At 68.7% G+C, this 15,062-nt stretch carries 12 protein-coding genes, 1 pseudogene and 2 riboswitches; of the genes and pseudogenes, 5 read left to right on the forward strand and 8 right to left on the reverse strand.

Annotation, left to right across the window (positions count from 1 at the left end):
- The 8 genes from ACX28W_RS29315 to ACX28W_RS29350 form a co-directional block, all read right to left on the reverse strand.
- On the reverse strand, positions 1-1,496 hold a 1,496-nt coding region (locus ACX28W_RS29315), incomplete at its 3' end, for an ABC transporter ATP-binding protein (protein WP_459002820.1).
- Between the two features lie 14 nt (positions 1,497-1,510).
- The gene (locus ACX28W_RS29320) at positions 1,511-2,608 is read right to left on the reverse strand and encodes an ABC transporter ATP-binding protein (RefSeq protein WP_459002716.1); all 1,098 of its coding nucleotides are present in this window, start codon (positions 2,606-2,608) and stop codon (positions 1,511-1,513) included.
- A complete protein-coding gene (locus tag ACX28W_RS29325) occupies positions 2,605-3,603 on the reverse strand; it encodes an ABC transporter permease (protein WP_459002718.1) in 999 nt (332 codons plus the stop codon). The genes ACX28W_RS29320 and ACX28W_RS29325 overlap by 4 nt, the downstream gene beginning before the upstream one ends.
- A gap of 110 nt (positions 3,604-3,713) precedes the next feature.
- The gene (locus ACX28W_RS29330; protein WP_459002719.1) at positions 3,714-5,519 is read right to left on the reverse strand and encodes an ABC transporter substrate-binding protein; all 1,806 of its coding nucleotides are present in this window, start codon (positions 5,517-5,519) and stop codon (positions 3,714-3,716) included.
- A gap of 68 nt (positions 5,520-5,587) precedes the next feature.
- Positions 5,588-6,592, reverse strand: coding sequence for an ABC transporter permease (locus tag ACX28W_RS29335; protein WP_459002721.1), 1,005 nt, complete (start codon positions 6,590-6,592; stop codon positions 5,588-5,590).
- Positions 6,593-6,905: 313 nt separating this feature from the next.
- A complete protein-coding gene (locus tag ACX28W_RS29340; protein ID WP_459002722.1) occupies positions 6,906-7,712 on the reverse strand; it encodes an enhanced serine sensitivity protein SseB C-terminal domain-containing protein in 807 nt (268 codons plus the stop codon).
- A 146-nt stretch (positions 7,713-7,858) separates the two neighbouring features.
- On the reverse strand, positions 7,859-8,641 hold the full coding sequence (locus ACX28W_RS29345) for an enhanced serine sensitivity protein SseB (protein ID WP_459002723.1): 783 nt from the start codon (positions 8,639-8,641) through the stop codon (positions 7,859-7,861).
- A gap of 214 nt (positions 8,642-8,855) precedes the next feature.
- Positions 8,856-9,524, reverse strand: coding sequence for an AAA family ATPase (locus ACX28W_RS29350; RefSeq protein WP_459002724.1), 669 nt, complete (start codon positions 9,522-9,524; stop codon positions 8,856-8,858).
- 175 nt (positions 9,525-9,699) lie between these two features.
- Positions 9,700-9,805: riboswitch (glycine riboswitch) on the forward strand.
- A riboswitch (glycine riboswitch) is annotated at positions 9,806-9,914 on the forward strand.
- A gap of 34 nt (positions 9,915-9,948) precedes the next feature.
- Here ACX28W_RS29350 and gcvT point away from each other — a divergent pair.
- From gcvT to ACX28W_RS29375, 5 genes and pseudogenes are all read left to right on the forward strand, one after another.
- Positions 9,949-11,067 carry a glycine cleavage system aminomethyltransferase GcvT gene (gene gcvT, locus ACX28W_RS29355; RefSeq protein WP_459002726.1) on the forward strand — a complete coding sequence of 373 codons (1,119 nt, stop codon included), beginning with the start codon at positions 9,949-9,951 and terminating at the stop codon, positions 11,065-11,067.
- A 77-nt stretch (positions 11,068-11,144) separates the two neighbouring features.
- Positions 11,145-11,522, forward strand: a complete 378-nt coding sequence (gene gcvH, locus ACX28W_RS29360) for a glycine cleavage system protein GcvH (protein ID WP_459002728.1) — start codon at positions 11,145-11,147, stop codon at positions 11,520-11,522.
- A gap of 13 nt (positions 11,523-11,535) precedes the next feature.
- Complete coding sequence (gene glyA / locus ACX28W_RS29365; RefSeq protein ID WP_459002730.1) at positions 11,536-12,813, forward strand: serine hydroxymethyltransferase; 1,278 nt, start codon at positions 11,536-11,538, stop codon at positions 12,811-12,813.
- 98 nt (positions 12,814-12,911) lie between these two features.
- Entirely contained in the window at positions 12,912-14,279 is a 1,368-nt protein-coding gene (locus tag ACX28W_RS29370; RefSeq protein WP_362081284.1) for an L-serine ammonia-lyase, read from the forward strand.
- Positions 14,280-14,809: 530 nt separating this feature from the next.
- Positions 14,810-15,004: pseudogene (locus ACX28W_RS29375) on the forward strand (ATP-binding protein); the annotation flags it as partial.
- Positions 15,005-15,062: the final 58 nt, after the last annotated feature.

Genomic DNA, 15,062 nt, shown 5'->3' on the forward strand with positions numbered 1-15,062 from the left:
TCGGCTTCGGCTTCGGCTTCGGCTTCGGCTTCGGCTTCGGCTTCGGCTTCGGCTTCGGCTTCGGCTTCGGCTTCGGCGGGAGCGTCAGCCTTGGCTGACTCGTCCGCTTCGGCGGGCGCGTCGGCCGCCGTAGACGCGTCGGCTTCGGCAGCGTCATCCGCTTCGCCGGAGGCGTCGGCATCGGCATCGGCGTCCGCCGGGGCAGTCTCGTCCGCCGTGGCGGGCTCCTCGGCCTCTGCAGCCTCCGCGGTCTCGGTGGCCTCGGCGGTCTCCGCGGCCTCAGAAGCCTCCGCAGCCTTCTCGGCCTTCTCGGCCTCGGGAGCCTCCTCGTTCGCAGCGCCCTCCGCGGCCTCGGCCTCAGCCACGGCCACATCCGCCGGCTCCGACGCCTCCCCCGCCAGTACCGCCGCCGGTACCAGCTCGATGGCCTCCTTGGCCGCCGACAGGAGGACCACATCCTGCGGTGCCTGGTCCGCCGCGTTCTCGGGGTGGTGGCAGGCGACCTGCTGCCCCGGCTTCAGCTCCAGGAGCGGCGGCTCGGTCGTCCTGCAGATCTCCGTGGCCTTCCAGCACCGCGTGTGGAAGCGGCAGCCGCTGGGCGGCGCGATCGGCGAGGGCACATCGCCCTTGAGCAGGATGCGCTCGCTCTTGGCACCCCGCCGCGCCGGGTCCGGGATCGGTACCGCGGACATCAGCGCCTTGGTGTACGGGTGCATCGGCGCCGTGTACAGCGAGTCGCGGTCGGCCAGCTCGACGATCTTGCCGAGGTACATCACCGCGATCCGGTCCGACACGTGCCGGACCACCGACAGGTCGTGCGCGATGATCACGTACGTCAGACCCAGCTCCTGCTGGAGGTCGTCCAACAGGTTCACCACCTGCGCCTGGATCGACACGTCCAGCGCGGAGACCGGCTCGTCCGCGACGACCAGCTTCGGGTTGAGCGCGAGCGCACGGGCGATGCCGATGCGCTGGCGCTGACCGCCGGAGAACTCGTGCGGGTAGCGGTTGTAGTGCTCGGGGTTGAGGCCGACGACCGACAGCAGCCGCTGCACTTCCTTCTTGATGCCGCCCTCGGGCTCGACACCCTGGAGCTTGAAGGGAGCGCCGATGATCGTGCCGATGGTGTGGCGCGGGTTCAGCGACGAGTACGGGTCCTGGAAGATCATCTGCACGTCCCGGCGCAGCGGGCGCATCCCGCCGACGCCGAGGTGCGTAATGTCCTTGCCCTGGAACTCGATCTTTCCGCCGGTCGGTTCCAGCAGCCGGGTGATCAGCCGGCCCATCGTGGACTTGCCACAGCCGGACTCGCCCACGACACCGAGCGTCTCGCCGGAGCGGACCTCGAAGTCCAGCCCGTCGACCGCGTGCACCGCGCCGACCTGACGCTGAAGCAGGCCCTTCTTGATCGGGAAGTGCTTCTTCAGCCCAGTGACCTTCAGCAGGACCTCGGCGTCGGCACGACCCGGTCCTTCACTCTGCGCGGGAATCGTCACCGCTTTCTCGTCACTCACAGCTTCGGCGCAATCTCTTCGATCCAGATACGCTCCCGCTGCTCCTTGCCCAGGTGGCAGGCGGCCCAATGCCGACTGCCGACCTCGGCGAGCTCGGGACGGACGGTGCGGGTGACGTTGTCCTTCGGGAGGTCCGCGTACGGGCAGCGCGGGTTGAAGGCGCAGCCGGACGGGATGTTGATCAGGGAGGGCGGGGAACCCTTGACCGGGATCAGGCGCTCGGTCTGCGCACGGTCCAGGCGCGGCATCGAGCCGAGCAGACCCCAGGTGTACGGGTGGCGGGGCTCGTAGAACACCTTCTCGGCCGGGCCCCGCTCGACGCACCGACCGCCGTACATCACCAGGATGTCGTCGGCCAGTTCGGCGACGACGCCCAGGTCGTGGGTGATGACGATGACCGCGGAGCCGAACTCCTTCTGCAAGTCCCGGATCAGGTCGAGGATCTGCGCCTGGACGGTCACGTCGAGGGCGGTCGTCGGCTCGTCCGCGATCAGCAGCTCGGGGTTGTTGACCAGCGACATCGCGATCATGGCGCGCTGGCGCATACCACCGGAGAACTCGTGCGGGTAGCTGTCCACCCGCTTGTCCGGCTGCGGGATGCCGACCCGGTCGAGCATCTCGACCGCACGACGTTTGGCGGTCTTCTTGTTGACGTCGTGGTGGATCCGGTACGCCTCCACGATCTGCTGGCCGATCGTGTAGTACGGGTGCAGCGCCGACAGCGGATCCTGGAAGATCATCGCCATCTCGCGGCCGCGCAGCTTGCGCACGTGGTCCGGGTCGGCGGAGAGCAGCTCGGTGCCGTCCAGCCAGATCTCGCCGGAGATCTGGGCCTTGCGCTTGCCGTACTGGCCGGCGGTGTGCAGGCCCATGATGCCGAGCGAGGTGACCGACTTGCCGGAGCCGGACTCGCCCACGATGCCGAGGGTCTTGCCCTTCTCCAGCTGGAAGCTCAGCCCGTCAACGGACTTGACCAGGCCGTCGTCGGTCGGGAAGTGCACCTTCAGGTCGCGCACTTCCAAGAAGGCGGACGGGGCGGGCGAGGCGGAGGCGGGCTCGCCCACGGCCGCTCCGCTCTTGCTGAGGTCGGTCACGAGAGCCTCACTCGGGGGTCGATCACGGCGTACAGGATGTCCACCACGAGGTTGGCGACGAGCACCGCGAGAGAAGTGATCAGGGTGACGCCCAGGATGATGGGCAGGTCCTGGTTCTTGATGGCGTTGAGCACGGCCTGGCCGAGGCCGGGCAGGTTGAACGCCGTCTCGGTCAGGATCGCACCTCCGATGAGGGCGCCCAGGTCCATGCCGAGCATGGTCAGGAGAGGCGTCATCGTGGAGCGCATGGCGTGCTTGCCGATGACGGTCTGCTCCTTGAGGCCCTTGGCGCGGGCGGTGCGGATGTAGTCCTCGCCAAGGATCTCCAGCATGGTGGCGCGGGTGATGCGCGCGTACATGGCCGCATACAGGAACGCGAGGGTGATCCACGGCAGGATCAGCCCGCCGAACCAGCCACTTGGACTGTCCGCGAAGGGAACGTACTGCCCGTCGAACCAGTTCAGTCCGTAGACGAAGACCGACAGGGCGACCATGCCGGTGAAGTAGATCGGGAGGGAGACGCCCGAGAGCGCGACCACCATCGCGCCGCGGTCCCACAGGCTACCTCGCTTGAGCGCGGACAGCACGCCCGCCGAGACGCCGAGGATCAGCCACAGCACGGCGGCACCGAGCGCGAGAGCCAGGGTGACCGGGAAGCGGTCGGTCAGCACCGGCCAGACGGCCTGCTCGCTACGGAAGGAGTAACCGAAGCACGGTGCGGCGCAGTGGACGCTGTCCCCGCCGCCCGTGTAGGTGCGACCGGCGAAGATGCCCTTGAAGAACTCCCAGACCTGGGCGTAGATCGGGTCGCCCAAGCCCAGCTTCTCGCGTACACCCTCGACGGCGGCAGGGTCGGCCTGCTTGCCCACGAAGCTCAAGGCGATGTCGACGCCAGCCCACTTGGGGATGAGGAAGAAGATGCCGAAGACCACCATGACGATGACCACAAGCATCACTGCGGCGGCGAACAACCGCCTGATGAGGTAAGCGAGCACAGCTCTCGGCCCGCCGCGGACCGCGGGCCATCGGAGGTCTTCCGATGGCCCGCGATCACGCTGCGCCGGCCTTCACCTGCCTTTCGTGCCGTTCGGCGGGTGTGCCGGATCTACTTCTTCGGGTTCTTCAGACCGAGGTTGACGAAGTCGTACTGACCGCTGTAGCCGTCGGTCGTGTAGACGTTCGCCAGGTTGTCCGAGCGCCAGTTGATGAACCGCTCGAAGACGAAGGGCATGTAGTACGCGCCCTCCATCACCTTGTGGTTGATCTCCGTGGAGATCTTGGTCTTGCCGGCGTCGTCCAGGGTGGTGACGTACGAGTCGAACAGACCGTCGATCGTCTTGTCCTTGATGAGCGCGTAGTTGTTGTTACCGCTCTCCGCGATGTACTTGCTGCTCCACAGCGGCAGACCGAAGCCCTGGATGGTCGGGAAGTCCGGACCCCAGCCCATGATGATGATGCCGTAGCCCTTCTTCTTCACGTTCGAGGGGCTGCCGATGATGCCGGAGGTCTGCGAGCCGTCGTACTGGTCAATCTCGGCGGTGATGCCGATCTTCTTCAGCGACGCCTGGAGCGACTGGGCGGTGGCCACCTCGACCGGCTTGTTGTTGCGGACCGCGATGGTGGTCTTGAAGCCGTTCGGCTTACCGCAGGCCTTCAGGGCCTCCTTGGCCTTGGCCTCGTTGCCGTTCTTGTTGGCGCCGGCCAGCTCGTACGGGTCGTACTTCTGACCCTCGGCGCCCGGGACCGACGGGGGCAGCATGTTGGTGCCGATGTCGCCACCGGCGACCGGGCCGCCACGCGCGGTCTGGATCGACACGTGGTCGGCACCGAGGATCACGGCCTTGCGGCACTCGATGTTGTCGAACGGCTTCACACTCTGCGGGAAGACCGCGTAACGGACGTAACCGGAGACCGGGTTGTCCAGGTTGCCCTTGTGCTCCTTCAGGGCGGTGGTGCGACCCTGTGGCGACATGCCGGTCTGGTTCAGGTCGAGGTCCAGGTCACCGCTGAGCAGGCGCTGGTCCAGCTGGTTGGCGTCCGAGAAGAACTGGATGGTGATCTCGTCCGGGTAGGCCTTGCGGATCGGGTCCGAGGCCTGCTTCCAGGAGGTGTTGCGGACCAGCTTGAGGTCCTTGCCCGGGCTGTAGGACTCGAACTTGTACGGGCCGGACGAGAACGGCTTCAGGGCGTACTTGGACTTGGTGTCCTTGTCCTGGCGCACCGGCGAGGCCGAGGTCAGGGCCAGCATCTCCTCGAAGTCCGAGTTGGCCTGCGGGAGGTGGAAGACGATGGTCTTGTCGTCCGGCGTGTCGATCGCCTTCAGACCCAGCTTGTCCGCGGACTTGTCCTTGTACGGGCCCTTGTACTCGCCCTTGGGGTCCAGTACGTCCTTCAGGTACGTCGGACCGCCGGACAGCACGTCCTGCGCCCACACGCGCTCGATGCCGTACTTCACGTCCTTGGACGTGATCGCCTTGCCGTCCTCCCACGTGCTGCCGTCACGCAGGGTGTACGTGTAGGTCTTGCCGTCGTCCGTGACCTTGGCGGTCGAGGTGGCGAGGTCCGGAGTGACCTCGGCGCCCGCCGGGCCCGGCTCGGCCTTGTTCGTGACGAGCTGACGGCTGTAGTAGCGGGAGAAGTTCCACATCATGCCGTAGTAGCCACGCGTGGTGTCCCACGAGTCGGCGTCCTGCGCGGCACCGAACTTCAGCGTCCCGCCCTTCTTGGCGAGCGAAGCCTGGGCGACCTTGTTGTTCGCGGCGTCGAAGCCGGCGGCGCCGGTCTTCGAGCCGCCCTTGTCGCCGTCGTCTCCGTCGCCGCCGCCGCACGCCGCCGTGGTCAGCAGCGCGGCCACCACGGCGGCAGCGGCAAATGCCCGCTTCCGCTGCCCTGAGGTGCGTTGGGTAGTCACGATCTCGGATCCTCCGGATTGATGAGAGACCCCGTGTGAGTGCCACGGGACGGTTGTGGTGCGGCGGTTCAACGGGAAGCCTTCGGGTCCAGCGCGTCCCGGACGCCGTCGCCGAAGAGGTTGAAGGCCAGCACGGTGATGAAGATCGCCACACCCGGGACCACCATGTACATGGGGTCCGACTCGTAGTAGTCGATCGCGCTCGAGAGCATCTGCCCCCAGGAGGCGGTGGGCGGCTTGACGCCCACGCCCAGGAAGCTGAGTGCCGCCTCGGTGAGGATGTTGGTGGGGATCATCATCGTCGTGTACACGATGATCGGGGCGACGAGGTTGGGCAGTAGCTCCTTGAACAGGATGTACATCCGCCCGGCGCCCAGCGATCGGGCGGCCTCGACGTACTCGCGCTCACGCATCGAGAGTGTCTGACCGCGCACCACGCGTCCGATGTAGGGCCAGCCGAAGAAGCCGATGACCAGGATCATCACGAACACGCGCACGCTCGACCCGGTCAGGCCCAGCATGTCGTTCGGCATGACGGAGACCAGCGCGATGATGAACAGCAGCTGCGGGAAGGCGAGCAGACCGTCCATCACCCGGCTGATGAGGGAGTCGACCCAGCCGCCGAAGAAGCCGGCGAGGATGCCCAGGACGACCCCGAGGATCACCGCGACGACGGCGGACAGGAAGCCCACCAGCAGCGAGATCCGGGCTCCGTAGAGGATGCGGGCGAAGATGTCGCGGCCGTTGACCGGCTCGACGCCCAACAGGTGGTCGCCGCTGATGCCGCCCAGGGAGCCCGTGGGGGTGCCGAACAGCGGGTCGATGAGGTTCTCGTGATACTCGTTCGGGTCCTGCCCGAGGATGCCCGTGATGACCGGGGCGAGCAGGGCGACCACGACGAGGACGAGGACGACGATGCCGCCCGTCAGGGCGAGCTTGTCCCGCTTGAGGCGCTCCCAGGCGATCCGGCCCAGGGAACGGCCCTGAACGGCCTTCGCGCCGGCGGCAGCCGCCGCTTCTTCGGCCGCGCCGGGGGCCGCTTCCGCGGTCGGCTCGTGCAATGGTGCCGTCATCTGGCAGGGACCCCTCTCAACCGGCGGTAGCCGGCCCGCACTTGCCGCGGTAGCGGCGTGATCGTCCGTCGTACGCAGGGGATAAACCCCCTGGAGCGGGAGTCTTCAACGCTTTGGCGATCAGTAGCCAGACCTGACAGGGAAAGGATGCGTAAACGTGATGCAGGCAGGTGGGTTCCGTTATCCGGACGGTGGGTAACGGCCGTCGGACAGTGCCCTATTGGGACAGATCCGACGGGAACGGGACCAATTGCCCCTATCTACGCGCGAAGAAATCCTGCCCTGCCCAGCAGGCGAGACCGGAGACCGAGGGTCAGTAGCGACCGGGCGGCGGGTAACCGTAACCCCCCGCGGGGGCCTGGACCGGCGCCTGGGCCGGGGCCGCGTGGGCCTCGCGGTCGTAGAACGGGCGGGCGTTGGCGCGCAGCCACATCGCCACCGGGTCGTACTCGTCGGACATCGCGACGGTCGACACGGGCAGCCCGTCCGGCACCGCACCGATGGACTGCTGCATCATCGCCCGCACGGAGTCGACGGCGGGCGGCGAGGTGTCGTACACGTCGAGGCCGATGGCCAGATATGGCGCCCCGAGTGCGGGCTGCACCCAGGCGCGGCGCAGCGAGCGCACGGCGGTGGTGCGGTGCGCGTTCTGCGTGAGCAGGGCGTAGAACTGCGGGATCTCGATGCCTGGTTCGGAGAGCCGCAGCGGGCCCGCGGGCTGGCGCTCCAGGCCCGCGGCGATCCGGCGCAGATCCAGCCAGGGGATGCCCACCCCGCCGCCGGGGGCGTGCGGATTGAGCCAGAGTCCGAAGTGGTCGGGGTAGAGGGTGCGGGCCACGTCGAGGCCGTCGACGACTTCGTACGACCGGTTCCAGCCGCTGGCCGAGAGCTCCTGGGCGGAGGTGACGCACGGCGCGTAACCGAAGCCGTCGACCTCCATGTTCCCGTACTGCGCGTCCGGGGAGCCGGCCTGGCCGTGCCAGAGCAGCATCCAGACCTGGCCGGACGACGGGGTCGCGAGCGCGCGAAGGAGCGCCTCGTAGGCGTCGTAACGCCCGGGCGTCACCTGGCGCAGCATGTGCTCGACCTGCCCGGCCGCGGCCGTGCCCGACGCGCTCACCTTCAACCGCCCCTTCGCGAAGACATCACGATGAACTCAACTCATTGCCCCGGAGGCGAACAACCTCATCCGACCGAGCCATGTAACCAGGTTAAGCGGGGATCCTGACAGCTACTTGACGCGCGGCACGGGAGGTCTTCACGACGTCAGTAACCCTGCTGGTAGAACGGGCGCACATGTGCCCGCAACCATTCCCCCACCGGGTCCTGGGCGACGTCGAGAAACACCATGTTCACCGGGCGGTCCACCGGCACCCGGCCGAGCGCACGTCCGAGGGCCGCCAGCGGGAGCGTGGTGGCGTCGCCCTCCCACTGGGACAGTTCGACCCCGATGAACATCACGGGGTCGTCGCCCTCGATGCTGGCCAGGCAGCGGCGTGCGGTCAGCACCACGCCGGTCTCCGCGAACTCGGCCGAGGCCGCGGCCAGGAAGTCGACCGGGTCGTCCTGCCAGTCGGGTTCGGAGAGCCGCACCCGGCCGCCGCTCGCGGGTCCGTCCAGCGGGGTGCGCCCGGACCGGCACACCTCGGCGACCGCCGGTGGCGGCAGCGGGACGCCGACCACACCGCCCGGATTGATCGCGATACCCACCTGCGGGGGCAGACCGCGGGCGAACTCGACGGCGGGCGCGATCGTGAACGACAGATGGCTGCCGACGACCTGGCGGAACTGCTCCTCCGAGCTGAAGACCGGAACGTACGCCTGGCCCTCGATCTCCAGCGTGGGCAGATCGAGGGGGCCGGAGTGAGGTCCGCCGCCGCTGGGCAGGGGCACCCAGACGAAGCTGCGGCCGAGGACCTCGACGATGCGGCCGCCTGCCGAGGGGACTCCGAGGGACGCGGAGAGCACCTCCTCCAGCTCATTGCCCGGCCATCCGCCGTGCGGATGGGGGTGCGGGTGCGCCGGTGCCGGGAAGTCTGGGAAGTCCATCTGTCTACCTGTCTACCGCCTGCTGTGAACCACTGCTCCGGCTGGAAAGGTTAATGGGCTCGTACGACAACGCCGTACGAGCCGTCACGCGGGCAGCCGTACCAGCCGTACCAGCCGTACCGGCCGTCCCGCGGGCAGCCGTACGGGCCGTCACACGTCCGGGCGCGCGAGCTGTCACACAAGCGGCCGTACGAGCAATCGGCCGTACGAGCGGTCAGCTGCCGAAGTCGATCCGGCGCAGCACGTTCGCCGCGTCCCGGTCGAGGAGCACCGCCGAGCCGCAGCCCTCCGGCAGGTCACCCCGCTCGACGGAGCGCAGCAGCCGGGCCGCCGCGCCCCGGTGACGCGCGAACGCGTACCGCGAAACGCCGCGGCCGCGCTCGCGCTGGCCCTCCAGGGCGGTGCCCGGTGTGACGTCGAGCAGCAGCAGGTGCAGGGCGCCGCCCCGGCGGCGGGCCTCGCGGGCGAGCCAGCGGCGCACCCAGGCCTGTGTGCCGCAGTCGTGCACGACGACGCCGGCACCGGAACGCAGCGCGCGGCGCAGGCCCGCGTAGTGCGCAAGGCGGACGAGGGGGCGATAGACCGCGTACGGGAGCCGGCCTGTCATCCGCTCGTCCCAGCGGTCGCGGGTGTCCTGCGAGTCGATGCGCGGGCCCGCGACAGCGCGGCGCATCAGCGTCGACTTGCCGCTGCCGGGCAGCCCGGTGACGACCACCAGGTCGGACGCACCGAAGTGCAGACCATGTGGGCTGCGTCCGGCCCGCTCCCTGAGATCGCGGACGACGGCCGTCGGGAGCGGGCCGCACGCCTCCCGGGCCTTGGCACGGGGCTGATCGGGCAGCGCGACGGCCGAGGTCGTCGCGTACGCCGTGGTCCTGTTCACCGTGATCGTCCTCCCCTGGGGTCAGGAGTCCTTTCCCCGCTGAGTGTAAAGAGAAGGTAATACGCTGTGTCTCCCGTTTCCGTTCTCGGACTGCCACAGGCCGGTTACAGATCCCGGGCTGCCGGTATCCGACCGCGCGTGCGATGATGTGCCCGCCAACTGCATACCGGCCGCTTGAATCCGCGCGGGAGAGTTCCCGGTGAGTCCTTGAGGACCACTGGGGCGCCGAAGGAGCAAGTCCCTCCCTTGAATCTCTCAGGCCCCGTTACCGCGCGGGCGAGGCACATCTGAAAAGCGAGCCGCCAGTGGCTCCACCCAAGGTGCAAGTCAGGATCACCGCCGAGCGGGGTCGTGATGAACCTCTCAGGTTCCGATGACAGATGGGGAGGAACGACCTCGCCGTCATGCCTTGGGAGCCCCACCGATGAGCAGTAACGCATCCCGTCACACCGCGCTAGATGCCCTGCATCGTTCGCTCGGCGCGACGATGACCGACTTCGCGGGCTGGGACATGCCCCTGCGGTACGGCTCGGAGCGCGACGAGCACCTGGCCGTCCGCACGAAGGCCGGTCTCTTCGACCTCTCCCACATGGGCGAGATCACCGTCACCGGCCCGCAGGCGGCCGCCCTCCTGAACTACGCGCTCGTCGGCAACATCGCCTCCGTCGGCGTCGGCCGCGCCCGCTACACCATGATCTGCCAGGAGGACGGCGGCATCCTGGACGACCTGATCGTGTACCGGCTGGCCGAGACCGCACACATGGTTGTCGCGAACGCCTCCAACGCCCAGGTGGTGCTGGACGCGCTCACCGAGCGCGCGGCCGGTTTCGACGCCCAGGTCCGCGACGACCGTGACGCGTACGCGCTGATCGCCGTGCAGGGCCCCGAGTCCCCCGGCATCCTGAAGTCCCTGACCGACGCCGACCTCGACGGCCTGAAGTACTACGCGGGTCTGCCGGGCACCGTCGCGGGCGTAGCGGCGCTCATCGCGCGCACCGGTTACACCGGCGAGGACGGCTTCGAGCTGTTCGTGGCCCCGTCCGACGCCGAGAAGCTGTGGCAGGCGCTGACCGACGCGGGCGCCCCGGCCGGCCTCGTCCCCTGTGGTCTGTCCTGCCGCGACACACTGCGCCTGGAGGCGGGCATGCCGCTGTACGGGCATGAGCTGAGCACTTCGCTCACCCCCTTCGACGCGGGGCTCGGGCGGGTCGTGAAGTTCGAGAAGGAGGGCGACTTCGTGGGGCGCGAGGCCCTGTCCGAGGCCGCCGCCAAGGCCCAGGAGAACCCCCCGCGGGTGCTCGTCGGGCTCGTTGCCGAGGGCCGTCGCGTCCCGCGCGCCGGGTACGCCGTCGTGGCCGACGGCAAGGTCATCGGCGAGGTCACCTCCGGCGCCCCTTCCCCGACCCTGGGCAAGCCGATCGCGATGGCGTACGTCGATGCCACGCACGCCGCGCCGGGCACGCCCGGGGTCGGCGTGGACATCCGGGGCAGCCACGAGCCGTACGAGGTCGTGGCGCTGCCGTTCTACAAGCGCCAGAAGTGATCCCTGGGCATATCCGCCCTGCTCAACTCCCCTCCCCTTGTCATCACCACTCCCCCGCGTACAGGAGAATTCAGGCCATGAGCAACCCCCAGCAGCTGCGCTACAGCAAGGAGCACGAGTGGCTGTCGGTCGCCGAGGACGGCGTCTCGACGGTCGGCATCACCGAGTTCGCGGCCAACGCGCTCGGCGACGTCGTCTACGCCCAGCTTCCGGAGGTCGGTGCCACGGTGACCGCGGGCGAGTCCTGCGGTGAGCTGGAGTCGACCAAGTCGGTCAGCGACCTGTACGCACCGGTCACCGGCGAGGTCACCGAGATCAACCAGGACGTCGTGGACGACCCGGCGCTGGTGAACTCCGCCCCCTTCGAGGGGGGCTGGCTGTTCAAGGTACGCGTCACGGACGAGCCGGACGACCTGCTCTCCGCGGACGAGTACATCGCTTTCACCGCCGGCTAAGGAGTCGTAGGACATGTCGCTTCTCAACACGCCCCTGCACGAGCTGGACCCGGACGTCGCCGCCGCCGTCGACGCCGAGCTGCACCGCCAGCAGTCCACCCTGGAGATGATCGCCTCGGAGAACTTCGCTCCGGTCGCGGTGATGGAGGCCCAGGGTTCGGTCCTGACCAACAAGTACGCCGAGGGCTACCCGGGCCGCCGCTACTACGGCGGTTGCGAGCACGTCGACGTGGTCGAGCAGATCGCGATCGACCGCGTCAAGGCGCTCTTCGGCGCCGAGCACGCGAACGTGCAGCCCCACTCGGGCGCGCAGGCCAACGCGGCCGCGATGTTCGCGCTGCTCAAGCCGGGCGACACGATCATGGGTCTGAACCTGGCGCACGGTGGGCACCTGACCCACGGCATGAAGATCAACTTCTCCGGCAAGCTCTACAACGTGGTCCCGTACCACGTCGACGACGCCACCGGTCAGGTCGACATGGCCGAGGTCGAGAAGCTGGCCAAGGAGTCCAAGCCGAAGCTGATCGTGGCGGGCTGGTCGGCGTACCCGCGCCAGCTGGACTTCGCCGCGTTCCGCCGGATCGCGGACGAGGTCGGCGCGTACCTGATGGTCGACATGGCGCACTTCGCGGGCCTCGTGGCCGCGGGTCTGCACCCGAACCCCGTCCCGCACGCCCATGTCGTCACCACGACCACCCACAAGACGCTGGGCGGCCCGCGCGGTGGCGTGATCCTTTCGACGGCCGAGCTGGCCAAGAAGATCAACTCCGCGGTCTTCCCGGGTCAGCAGGGCGGTCCGCTGGAGCACGTGATCGCCGCCAAGGCCGTCTCCTTCAAGGTCGCCGCCTCGGACGACTTCAAGGAGCGCCAGCGGCGCACGCTGGACGGCGCGCGGATCCTGGCCGAGCGCCTGGTGCGGTCCGACGTCGCCGAGCACGGCGTTTCGGTCCTGTCCGGCGGCACGGACGTGCACCTGGTCCTGGTCGACCTGCGCAACTCCGAGCTGGACGGACAGCAGGCCGAGGACCGTCTCCACGAGGTCGGCATCACGGTCAACCGCAACGCCATCCCGAACGACCCGCGCCCGCCGATGGTCACCTCCGGCCTGCGCATCGGCACGCCGGCCCTGGCCACCCGCGGCTTCCAGGCCGAGGACTTCACCGAGGTGGCGGACATCATCGCCGAGGCGCTGAAGGCACCCTCTCCCTTCGGGGGGGCCGACGCGGACTCGCTGAAGGCCCGGGTGTCCGCTCTGGCCGACAAGCACCCGCTGTACCCCGGCTTGAAGTAGTTCGTACGGAACGTACGATTCTTCGGGGCGCCGCGCACACTGAAGGGTGTGCGCGGCGCCCCACCCCCATGCACCACCCCCCGCTGTGAGGAGTCCCCGTGGCCATCTCGGTCTTCGACCTGTTCTCGATCGGCATCGGCCCGTCCAGCTCCCACACGGTCGGCCCGATGCGCGCGGCACGCATGTTCGCCCGGCGGCTGCGCAACGAGGAGCTGCTGGACTCGGTGGCCTCCATACGGGCCGAGCTCTACGGCTCGCTCGGCGCGACGGGCCATGGCCACGGCACCCCGAAGGCGGTACTGCTCGGCCTGGAGGGCGCCTCGCCGCGGACGGTGGACGTGGAGGGGGCCGACGACCGGGTCGAGGAGATCAAGTCGTCCGGGCGCATCAGCCTGCTCGGCTCCCACGAGATCGACTTCTCCTTCTCCGACGACCTGGTCCTGCACCGCCGCAAGGCGCTGCCGTACCACGCGAACGGCATGACGATCTTCGCGTACGACGCCTCGGGCGAGCTGGTCCTGGAGAAGACGTACTACTCCGTGGGCGGCGGTTTCGTGGTCGACGAGGACGCGGTCGGCCAGGACCGCATCAAACTGGACGACACGGTCCTGAAGTACCCCTTCCGCACGGGCGACGAGCTGCTGCGGCTGACCCGCGAGACGGGCCTGTCGATCTCCGCCCTGATGCTGGAGAACGAGCGGGCCTGGCGCACCGAGGAGGAGATCCGCGAGGGACTCCTCGCGATCTGGCGCGTGATGCAGTCCTGCGTCTCCCGCGGCATGTCCCGCGAGGGCATCCTGCCGGGTGGCCTCAAGGTCCGCCGCCGTGCCGCCGTCTCGGCCCGCCAACTCCGCGCGGAGGGCGACCCACTGGCCCACGCGATGGAATGGATCACGCTCTACGCAATGGCGGTGAACGAGGAGAACGCGGCGGGCGGCCGCGTCGTGACGGCGCCGACGAACGGCGCCGCGGGGATCATCCCCTCCGTTCTCCACTACTACGTCAACTTCGTGCCGGGCGCCGACGAGGACGGAGTGGTCCGCTTCCTGCTGGCCGCGGGCGCCATCGGCATGCTCTTCAAGGAGAACGCGTCCATCTCCGGTGCCGAGGTCGGCTGCCAGGGCGAGGTCGGCTCGGCCTGCTCGATGGCGGCCGGCGCCCTCGCCGAAGTCCTCGGCGGCAGCCCCGAACAGGTCGAGAACGCCGCGGAGATCGGCATGGAGCACAACCTCGGCCTGACCTGCGACCCGGTCGGCGGCCTCGTCCAGATCCCCTGCATCGAACGCAACGGCATGGCCGCGGTCAAGGCGGTCACCGCCGCCAAGATGGCCATGCGCGGCGACGGCTCCCACAAGGTCTCCCTCGACAAGGTCATCAAGACCATGAAGGAGACGGGCGCGGACATGAGCGTCAAATACAAGGAGACGGCGCGGGGCGGGCTGGCTGTGAACATCATCGAGTGCTAGGGAAATAGGCCCTGACCAGCGCGTTCGTTTCTTTCTGCGCTGTCAGGGCCTTCCCTGCTCACGCGGCGGAAAGTCCCCAGAAACTCCCCGGGACAGGCGTGAAAGTCCCCGAAAACTCCCCAGGGACTCCCCAGGGAACGTGGCTGTTTGCGGTTGGGCGCGGGCCAGCTTCGGGACCGACGCGGCGCTCTTGAGTCGTCTCAGGGTGTGGAGTGCAGTCGGTGTACGTCGGGTAGTGCAACCTACGCATTACGAGGCCGCTGGGGATCGTGTTGCCTGGTGACGGCTGATGCTGCGGGATGCTGTTGTGCCTGATCAGATCACCTGCGCCGTACTCAGCGCCGATACCTGGTGCTGCACCGCCCAAAGGCGTCCGGCCACCCCTTGGCCACCCCCGAAGCAGGCCCGCGCCATTCAGGGCCCCAACGCAACGTCTGTTTGTTCCCGACAACTCACCTGACCATGGCAGTCCCCCCGACTCCACGGACCTCACAGCGGAACTCGATTATTAACGACGCCGGCGCAAAGGGGCGGGCGGGGGTGCGGGCAGCGGGCTCGGCATGGCGATCGTGCAGGGTGTGGTCACGACACACGGAGGCGAGGTGGCAGTGCGTAGGTCGCCGGGCAAGGGGCTGGCAGTGACGGTGTCGTTGCCGACGCCGGGACGGGTGCGAGCCGTCGCCCTGCCGTGGGGCCACGCGATTCCGCTTGACCAAATAGGGTGAACCGCTTGACCGGAAGCGAACCCGGGTGATTGAACGGGGGCCGTCACGGTGCCGTACA

Source organism: Streptomyces sp. SD15 (genome assembly GCF_054462255.1).

What these genes read in the sequence shown, in the direction of transcription:
- gcvT (WP_459002726.1), top strand. Translation starts at nt 9,949, where the DNA reads ATGAGCAGTAACGCATCCCGTCACACCGCGCTAGATGCCCTGCATCGT.
- ACX28W_RS29335 (WP_459002721.1), bottom strand. Translation starts at nt 6,592, where the DNA reads ATGACGGCACCATTGCACGAGCCGACCGCGGAAGCGGCCCCCGGCGCG.
- glyA (WP_459002730.1), top strand. Translation starts at nt 11,536, where the DNA reads ATGTCGCTTCTCAACACGCCCCTGCACGAGCTGGACCCGGACGTCGCC.
- gcvH (WP_459002728.1), top strand. Translation starts at nt 11,145, where the DNA reads ATGAGCAACCCCCAGCAGCTGCGCTACAGCAAGGAGCACGAGTGGCTG.
- ACX28W_RS29345 (WP_459002723.1), bottom strand. Translation starts at nt 8,641, where the DNA reads ATGGACTTCCCAGACTTCCCGGCACCGGCGCACCCGCACCCCCATCCG.